At 63.8% G+C, this 7507-nt stretch carries 5 protein-coding genes and 1 pseudogene; 3 read left to right on the top strand and 3 right to left on the bottom strand.

What is annotated here, in order from left to right; genetic code table 11:
* Positions 1–254 (bottom strand): annotated as a pseudogene (locus A9Z00_RS06960) (IS1380 family transposase); the annotation flags it as partial.
* Between the two features lie 162 nt (positions 255–416).
* Positions 417–2345, bottom strand: a complete 1929-nt coding sequence (locus A9Z00_RS06955) for a CPBP family intramembrane glutamic endopeptidase (protein WP_296975434.1) — start codon at positions 2343–2345, stop codon at positions 417–419.
* A gap of 184 nt (positions 2346–2529) precedes the next feature.
* Here A9Z00_RS06955 and A9Z00_RS06950 point away from each other — a divergent pair, with 184 nt between their 5' ends.
* Complete coding sequence (locus A9Z00_RS06950; RefSeq protein ID WP_296975433.1) at positions 2530–3861, top strand: TrkH family potassium uptake protein; 1332 nt, start codon at positions 2530–2532, stop codon at positions 3859–3861.
* On the opposite strand, the gene A9Z00_RS06945 is transcribed toward A9Z00_RS06950, so the two are convergent.
* On the bottom strand, positions 3851–4765 hold the full coding sequence (locus A9Z00_RS06945; protein ID WP_296975432.1) for a LysR family transcriptional regulator: 915 nt from the start codon (positions 4763–4765) through the stop codon (positions 3851–3853). The two genes, A9Z00_RS06950 and A9Z00_RS06945, sit on opposite strands and share 11 nt — an antisense overlap.
* A gap of 288 nt (positions 4766–5053) precedes the next feature.
* Between A9Z00_RS06945 and A9Z00_RS06940 the strand changes: the two genes are divergently transcribed.
* Entirely contained in the window at positions 5054–5722 is a 669-nt protein-coding gene (locus tag A9Z00_RS06940) for a succinate dehydrogenase cytochrome b558 subunit (protein WP_296975431.1), read from the top strand.
* A gap of 24 nt (positions 5723–5746) precedes the next feature.
* A complete protein-coding gene (sdhA, locus tag A9Z00_RS06935) occupies positions 5747–7504 on the top strand; it encodes a succinate dehydrogenase flavoprotein subunit (protein ID WP_296975430.1) in 1758 nt (585 codons plus the stop codon).
* The last annotated feature ends 3 nt before the right edge of the window (positions 7505–7507 follow it).

The following is a 7507-nucleotide window of genomic DNA, read 5'->3' as shown; positions in this document are numbered from 1 at the left end:
AGCGGATCATATTGCAACTTGCGAAAATGAAAGAGCCGCTGGCAGCCGAGCACCCAGCCGACAATGAGATACAGCAGGATGCGGTGGAGGGGAAACAACGAGTTGTTTGCCTTCGCAAACGATAGCCCCTGCAGCGCCTTGGCGAGCTTGATTTTCTCGAGGTATTCCAGAAAGATTTTGGCGCCTCCGAAACTGGTCGCATGTCGCAGGGAAAATTCTGTCTTGATTTTGCTGACGGGTGTGGTAGACTTCACCTTAAAGGTGCTCCTTTCTTTGGCTGGAGTTTTTTTCGTCAAACACCATTCTACCAAAGAACAGGAGCCCTTTTTATGTTTTTAAAAGAGTTTTACTTTCGAAATTCAGGTTTATTTTCAATGATATCGAGGTTTTCGACAAAATGGCGGCCATTGCTTCGCTTATCGGTCTGCGGAACCTGCGTCGCCCGGCGAATCGCCGCCGTCCTTCGATCCGCCGGACGCCGAAGCTCCGTCCATCGGAGCGGCGGGCGCCATCGGGGCGGGAGACGTCGCGTCAGCGCCGCCCGCTTCCGAACTGCCAGCGCTCGCGCCGCCTGCCGCATCGCCTCCCGCTGCGGAACCGCCCGCGGTCGCATCGTCTGCCGCCGTGCGGTCTGCCGATTCGCCGTCCGCCGCTTCGATGCCCGCTGCGGAACCGCCCGCAGTCTCACCGCCCGGAGCGGCGAAGCCCGGCGTTCCGGCACCCGCGGGAGCGAAGGCCGGTACGAGGCGCGGCTTCGGCGGCCGGCGACGGTCCCACCAGCGGATCAGCCAGGCCACGCCGACCGGGTGCACGATGTAGAAGATCCCGAGCAGGATGTTGCCGGCTCCGCCGAGGAGCATGAGCGATGTCGCCATCAGGACGAGGTCGAACACCGCGTGTGTGAACAGCGCGGCCGCGAAGCCGTACCGGACGAACAGCCAGCAGAACAGCAGGCCGATGATCGTCAGCTCGATCAGCCGCGTGCTCCACGGATAGATCGGATAGGCGACATGGCCGAGCGCCCAGACGACGGTCGGTATGACCGCGGCCGCCGCCGTGTTCCGGAACCACCGCCGGAACAGGCCGACGCCGAACAGCCGGTACATCGCTTCTTCGGAGATGGCCGCGCACCAGGCGAGCAGCGGGAACGCCCAGACCCAGCGGAAATTGAGCAGAGACTGGGTGACGTCGGCGGACGACCAGATTCCGAAGCCCAGCCGCATGACGAGGAAAATGAGCGCCTGCAGCCCGAGCAGCGCGAACGCCGCACCGTAACCGATCTTCATGCCCTGCCATACGTCGTCGCCGAATCCCGGCTCTCCCCGCCGCCGCCATTTGTTCGCACCCATCGACCGCCACAGCCCGTCGCCGGCGACGAAGGCGAACCAGACCGACAGGGCGATGCCGATCGTGAACAGGATCTGGAACACGGTCATGAACACCGTGGCCAGACCGGCGTTCTCGACCTCGCCGATCGAGGCGCGGATCCCGTCGAACATGCTGATATCCTGAACGATGTAGAAGGCCAGGTAAATGCCGCTCAGCAGCAGGCCGCGCCGGAACGACGTCCGGCGTCGCAGCAACACCGCGTACACAATGGCGATCACGAACAGCACGAACGAGATCCCGAAGGCTCCGGCGTAGGTCAGTATGAGCGCGATCCGGTCCTGCCGGTCCACATACCGGATGTGCGCCTCCGGCAATTCGAATTCCGGCGTGAACGAGACGACGCGGATGGCGCCGTCGTCCGCCTGCGCAACCCGGATATGGAGCGCAAGCCTTGCTTCGCCGATCTCATGGTCCGCGACATCGAACACGATCCCGCCGTCCTCCGGCAGACCGCGCAGCCGCAGATCGCTTTCCGCGTACCCGCGCTCGATCGCGAAGGCGCGCGCCGCCAGGGAGGCCGCGCCGAACTCCATGCCGCGTCCGCCGTCCGACACTTCGTTCCAGCCGACGATGTCGCCCGTCCGCATGTGCACGCGCACGAACAGCGATGATCCGTCGTCGCCCTTCAATTCCACCTGCCAGTATTCCACCGGATATTGCGGACCGAACCGATCGTCGTAGTCTTTGATCAGCTTCTCCCGGGACAGGTACCCGTACAGCCGCTCCCGGATCTGGTGCACGGTTCCCTCGGGCTCGTACGTTCCGCCGAAATGCGCCTCCGCGAACCGGACGGCGGCCGCTTCGGCCTCCGCCTCCGCGATATGCCGGTAGGATTCGGGATCGCGGATGACGTCGCTTATTTCGGGGAGGAGCTGGAAAATCAGATAGAGCAGCAAACCGACGCCGCCGGACCAGAGGAGCAGGCGCCGGTCCGGCCGCGCAAACGCCTGTCGCATGCCAACACCTCGTTCGTTTCGGATGGGCAGATACGCAAACTATCCGTAGCGTACCATATCATACGAAAATCATCCAAATCGGTGTCGAAACGTCGACTGGTCAAACCCGGACCGAAGGGCTATAATCGTACCATCCGGCCAATCCTTGCCATTCGGGCCGGTCGAACGGAGTGAACGTTCCCGCATGAGAGCGAAACTTGCCGCCGCCTGGTCTCCGCCCCGCGTGCTCGCGATTGGATACATCACGATCATCCTGCTCGGCGCCGGCCTGCTGTCGCTGCCCGCCGTCACCGTGAACGGCGAACCGCTGCGCTTCGTTGACGCGCTGTTCACCGCCGTGTCCGCCGTCTGCGTGACCGGGCTCGCCGTCGTCGACACGGGCACCCGCTTCAACGCGGCGGGCCAGCTCATCATCCTGCTGCTGATCCAGGTCGGCGGGCTCGGCTTCATGACGATGGCGACGCTGTTCGCGCTCGTCTTCAAGCGGCGCATCACGCTGCGCGAGCGGCTCGTCCTGCAGGAAGCGATGAATCAGTCGACCATGGAGGGCATCGTCCGGCTCATCCGGCGCGTCATCCTGTATTCGCTGACGATCGAGGCGGCGGGAACGGCCGTGCTGACGGCACGGTTCGCCGCCGAAATGCCGCCCGGCCGGGCGGCGTACATGGGCCTCTTCCACGCCGTGTCCCTGTTCAACAGCGCGGGCTTCGACCTGTTCGGCGGCTTCCGGAGCTATGCGCCCTACGTCGCGGACCCGGTTGTGAACATCACGGCCATTCTATTGATCACGCTCGGCGGGCTCGGCTTCATCGTCCTGTCGGATCTCCTGGAATGCCGGAAACGCCGGCGGCTGTCGCTGCATTCGAAGGTCGTGCTCGCGACGAGCGGGGTGTTGTTCGGCATCGGAGCCGTCGTCATCTTCGCCTTCGAATACGCGAACGCGCTCGGCCCGCTCGGCTGGGGCGGCAAGATCTGGGCGTCGCTGTTCCAGTCGGCCGTGCCCCGTTCGGGCGGGGTGAGCACGCTCGACATCGGCTCGCTTCGGCAGGCGACACAGTTCTTCCTCATCCTGCTCATGTTCATCGGCGCCGCGCCGGGCTCGACGGGCGGCGGCATCAAAGTGACGACGTTCGCGACGCTGGTCGGCGCCGTCATCGCGATGATGCGCGGCAAGGACGAGGTCGTCCTGTTCCGCTTCCGGCTCCCGCGCGAGCGCATCTTCAAGGCGCTCACGATCACGATGCTCTCGCTCGCGTTCGTCATCACCGTCACGATGGCGCTTCTTGCGGCCGAGGATCAGGCGTTCCTGCCGATCCTGTTCGAGACGGTGTCCGCGTTCGGCACGTGCGGGCTGTCGACGGGCATTACGCCGCAGCTTACCGATTTCGGGAAGCTCCTGCTCAGCCTGACGATGTTTGCCGGGCGGATCGGACCGCTCACCTTCGCCTACGCGCTCCGGCCGAAGGACGAAAAGGAATTGTTCCGCTATCCCGAGGGCAGAATCATCATCGGTTGACCATGCGGTTGAAATATGCCGCGATTTCGTCGATCCACAACCGGATCGACGGGCTCATGACGCCGGGCTCGGGATGGACGAGCGAGGTCGTCCGCTTCGTCTCCTCCAGCTCGGGCACCGATACCGCGATCAAATCGTTGTCCTTGAGCAGCTGCTCGCGCAGATACGAGCGGGGCAGCAGCGCGCCGGCCCGGCACGGATGCATGAGCCGGAGGATCGCCTCGAACGAGTCGATCTCCATTCGCACGTCCGGCTTCAAGCCGTACTTGTCGAACAAACGGTCGATCATCGTCCGGTACCATGTGCCCTGCGCGAACAGGATCATCGGCATGCCGTCCAGGTCGGCGATGCGAAGCCCCATGCCCGGCGCCGCGTCGGAGACGTACAGGCCGCGCGGCAGCACGAGCTCCAGATGGTCGTCGAACAGCGGCACGCAGCGGATCTGGGCGTCCTCCTCGATCCTCGAGGCGACGAGACCGAAGTCCGCCTTGCGCTCGCGGACGAGCGAGACGATCTCGTGCGTCTTGCCCGTCACGGCCTTGATATCCGCCTCCGGATGGGCGGCGGTCATCATCCGGATCAGCTCCGGCAGCGTCGTCTGCAGCGTCGTCAGGCTGGCGCCGATCATGACGGTCGTCTTGCCGCCCTCGCGCTGCCCGCTGATCGTCTGCAGGTAGCGGAAATGCCGCTGCCGCACCTCGACCGCGTACTCGTAGGTCGTCTGCCCGATGCGCGTCAGCTCGAGCCTTTTGCCCGTCCGGCGGAACAACTGCACGCCGAGCTCCGCCTCGAGCTTCGCGATCTTGCGCGACAGGGCCGGCTGCGACAGATTGAGCGCGGAGGACGCCCGGTTCAGGCTGGAGTGCTCGACGACGGCCGCGAACACCAGCAGCTCGTCCAGCATGGTCCGCACCTCCCGATGTTTCACTTCCTTTTTTAATAAAAAAAGATACCCGTGGAACGGAGCGGCGGGCGACTGGAGTCGCATCCCTCGTTATGCATACAAGTTATTATAGCTTATAAATAATCGGCAATTCCATTATAAGCGAAATGCGGGTAGGATAGATTGTGGCAAAACGGTGACCACGGGCGGGCTGCGATGCGGCGCGCGCCGTCCGTTGACGCTCCCCGGACCCGGGGATACAATGGGTATGGCTTGGGAAGCATGTCCGGAAAGGAGAACGCTTACGCCATGAGAACCAATTCGTTCTACACGCGCAGGCTGCACTCGCTGCTGGGGGTGATTCCGCTCTGCCTGTTCTTCGTCTCCCATGCGCTGACGAACTTCCAGGCGGCGGAGGGCGGTCCCGAGCGCTTCCAGCGGGCGGTCAACTTCATCAACAACCTGCCGATCCTGCCCGTGCTGGAATTCGTCCTGATCTGGGCGCCCCTCGTCTTCCACGGCGTGTACGGCCTGTATGTCGCGTACCAGTCGAACATCAACACCGGACGGTTCGGCTACGGACGCAACTGGGCGTTCGCCCTGCAGCGGATCAGCGGCGTGATCACGCTGATCTTCGTCGCATGGCACGTCTACGAGACGCGGATCCAGCTGTTCTTCGGCAACATCACGCACCATGATTTCGGACGGGTCATGCACGACATTGCGACGAACGGCCTGGCGTTCACGTTCTACACGATCGGGGTGCTGGCCTCGGCGTTCCACTTCGCGAACGGGTTGTGGGCCTTCTGCGTCAGCTGGGGCATCACGGTGGGGCCGCGGGCGCAGCGCATTTCGTCGTACTTCTGGATGGGCGTGTTCGTCATCGTGGCCGGTTTGTTCCTCGCCGCGTTGATCGCCTTCCGTTCGGAAGCGTTCGCGGAGACGGCGGCTGCCCTCCATCAGACCGCCATCGGATAACGACAGACAAGGAGCGATCGAGTCATGGCCAAGAACAACATCATCGTCGTCGGCGGCGGGCTCGCCGGCCTGATGGCGACCATCAAGGCGGCCGAGGCGGGCGTGCACGTCGAGCTTTTCTCGCTGGTGCCGGTCAAACGTTCCCACTCCGTGTGCGCGCAGGGCGGCATCAACGGCGCGGTCAACACGAAGGGCGAAGGCGATTCGCCGTGGGAACATTTCGATGACACGATCTACGGCGGCGACTTCCTCGCCCACCAGCCTCCGGTCAAGGCGATGTGCGAGGCGGCGCCGGGCATCATCTACCTGATGGACCGGATGGGCGTCATGTTCAACCGCACGCCGGAAGGGCTGCTGGACTTCCGCCGGTTCGGCGGCACGAAGCACCACCGGACGGCCTATGCCGGCGCGACGACCGGCCAGCAGCTCCTGTACGCGCTGGACGAACAGGTGCGCCGCTGGGAGGTCGCCGGCCTCGTCACGAAATACGAGAACTGGGAATTCCTCGGCGCGGTGCTGGATGACGAGCGGCGCTGCCGCGGCATCGTGGCGCAGGACCTGCGCTCGATGGAGATCCGCGTCTTCCGCTCGGACGCCGTCATCCTCGCGACGGGCGGTCCGGGGATGATCTTCGGCAAGTCGACGAACTCGGTCATCAACACCGGTTCGGCCGCGAGCGCCGTCTACCAGCAGGGCGCGATCTACGCGAACGGCGAGTTCATCCAGATTCACCCGACCGCGATTCCGGGCGACGACAAGCTGCGGCTCATGTCCGAATCGGCGCGCGGCGAAGGCGGCCGGATCTGGACGTACAAGGACGGCAAGCCGTGGTATTTCCTCGAGGAGAAGTATCCGGCCTACGGCAACCTCGTGCCGCGGGACATCGCGACGCGCGAGATCTTCCACGTCTGCGTCGACCTGAAGCTCGGCATCAACGGCGAGAACATGGTCTATCTCGACGTGTCGCACATCGACCCGAAGAAGCTGGACGTCAAGCTCGGCGGCATCCTCGAGATTTACGAGAAGTTCATGGGGGAAGACCCGCGCAAAATCCCGATGAAGATTTTCCCGGCCGTCCACTACTCGATGGGCGGGCTGTGGGTCGACTACAACCACATGACGAACATTCCCGGCCTGTTCGCGTGCGGCGAGTGCGACTTCCAGTATCACGGCGCGAACCGGCTCGGCGCGAACTCGCTGCTGTCGGCGATCTACGGCGGCATGGTGGCCGGGCCGAAGGCGGTCGAGTACATCCGCGGCCTGAGCAAGGCGGCGGAGGATCTCCCGTCGTCCCTCTTCGACCGCGAGCTGAAAAAGCAGCAGGAGAAGTACGAGTCGATCCTGAAGATGGACGGCGACGAGAACGCCTATGCGCTCCACAAGGAACTCGGCGAGTGGATGACGAACAACATGACGGTCGTCCGCTACAACGACAAGCTGCGCGAGACGATCAACAAGATCAAGGAGCTGAAGGAGCGCTACAAGCGCATCAACATCAACGACACCTCGCGCTGGAACAACGCGGGCGTCGCCTTCACCCGCCAGCTGTGGAACATGCTCGAGCTGGCCGAGGCGATGACGGTCGGCGCACTGCTCCGCGACGAAAGCCGCGGTGCGCACTACAAGCCGGAATTCCCCGAACGGAATGACGAGAAGTTCATGAAGACGACGATGGCCCACTGGACGCCGGACGGTCCGAAGATCGACTACGAGCCCGTCGACGCTTCCCTCATTCCGCCTCGGAAACGCGACTACACCACCGACAAGAAGAAGGGAGCGTGACGA

It is taken from the genome of Thermobacillus sp. ZCTH02-B1 (assembly GCF_002159085.1).
Lineage (GTDB): Bacteria > Bacillota > Bacilli > Paenibacillales > Paenibacillaceae > Thermobacillus.
Note: the sequence above shows the minus strand (reverse complement) of the source record. Positions and strands in the feature narration are given on the sequence as shown.